Source organism: Bradyrhizobium sp. SHOUNA76 (assembly GCF_023006445.1).
In the GTDB taxonomy this organism is placed as follows: Bacteria; Pseudomonadota; Alphaproteobacteria; order Rhizobiales; family Xanthobacteraceae; genus Bradyrhizobium.
In genome coordinates this window covers 1-1,577 of record NZ_JALBHA010000837.1, presented here as the reverse complement: position 1 = coordinate 1,577, position 1,577 = coordinate 1, and the positions used below count along the sequence as shown (strand labels likewise).

The 1,577-nt window shown below is 67.6% G+C and carries 2 protein-coding genes; both read right to left on the bottom strand.

Annotation, left to right across the window (positions count from 1 at the left end; translation table 11 throughout):
- Positions 1-684, bottom strand: a 684-nt coding sequence (locus tag MOV74_RS37715; protein ID WP_246932531.1) for a carbohydrate kinase, incomplete at its 3' end; no start/stop codon positions are given.
- 5 nt (positions 685-689) lie between these two features.
- Positions 690-1,577, bottom strand: an 888-nt coding sequence (locus MOV74_RS37710) for an FGGY-family carbohydrate kinase (protein WP_246932529.1), incomplete at its 5' end; no start/stop codon positions are given.

Sequence of the window (1,577 nt, the reverse complement as noted above, 5' to 3'; positions counted from 1 at the left end):
CGCGTGCCACGCGATCGCGCCGTTGTTGCCGCGGGTGACGACGACGAGGCTGGCGCCCTGCCCCAGCAGCGCGCTCGCTCGCTGCTCATAACGCTCGTCGCCGAAGAGGTAGGCGAAGTCCACGTCCGACATCTTGATGAGATCGGCGCTGCCGGCGAACTCGGCCATGCGCGCCAGGTAAGCCGGCTTGTCCTTGACCAGATTCGGCCGGCAGTTCGGATCGAAGGAGATCGTCGAGGATGCGCGCGCATCCACGATCAGCGCTTTGGTCTCGGCGGCTCCCTGGTCGTTGACGAGCGTGGTCGAGCCGACATGAAGGGCCTCGACCGTATCGAAGGGTATGGACCCGCGCCGGTAGGTCCAGTTTCGCGTCGCGGTCTCGGCATCGTAAAAGGCATAGTGCGACTCGCCCGCGACGATGCGGACAAAGGCGAGCGTGGTCTGAAGGTCGCTGCGGGTGGCGAGGTTGAGGTCGACATGCGAGGCGGCAGCGTGATCCGCGATCATGCGCCCGAACAGGTCGGTCGAGATGCCGCCGACAAAACCGGTCGGCGCGCCGAGCCGCGCCATGCCGATCGCGACGTTCAGGCATGAGCCGCCGACCGCGGGCATCACCGCCTCGCGCCCGTCGGCGTTTCGCGTCGGCACGAAATCGATCAGCGCATCGCCGCAGGCAATCAGCATTTGTCTCAACCTCTCGCGAGGTCGCGCATCGCCGCGCGGCTGCCGCGATCGACTTCGCGCAGCAGCTTGTAGACCTCGCGTTTGCGTGTGTGAAACGCGGCCATGTCAGTCGCGGTCGGCTCACTCTTCCGTCCCAGGGCCGACATCTTGGCCATGGTCTCGCCGATCGAAGCATAGGCGCCGCCGGCCACCGCCCCCAGCATCGCCGCGCCCAGTAGCACCGGCTCCCTGGTCTGCGGCAGCGCGACCGTCAGCCCCGTCGTATCCGCCATGATCTGCCGCACCAGCGGGCTTCGACTGGCGCCGCCCCCCATGATCATGATGCTGGAGCGCACGCCATGCGCGGCAAAGGCTTCAATCACTTCGGTGAGCCCATAGGCGAGCCCGCACAGGCCGGCAACGAACAGCCGCTCCATCGAGGCGATGTCGGTGTCAAGATCGAGCCCCGTGATCACCGCGCGCGTATCAGGGTCGGCGTAGGGCGAGCGGTTGCCGATGAACTCAGGAAGCACATGAAGGTCGCGAGCGAGCAGCGCGGCGCGGCTGACGCTGCCCGCGCGCGCGATGATGCGGCGCTCGAGGAAGTCGATGAGGTCGAGGCCATCGCTGCGCGCCGCCGCGCTCGCCTCGGCATGGCCCGGATGCGACTTGAGGAGATGGTCGATCGCCGCACCTGCCGCCGATTGGCCGCCCTCGTTGAGCCAGAAATCCGGGACCATGCCGGAGTAATAAGGTCCCCACACGCCGGGCACGAAGCACGGCTCGCGGGTCGTCGCCATGATGCAGGCCGACGTTCCCATGATGTAGGCGAGCCGGTCGCAGACATCACTCGCCCCGCCCGCGCCGTCGCGTCCACCAATTGCGCCGATGCCGCCGGCATGCGCGTCGATCAG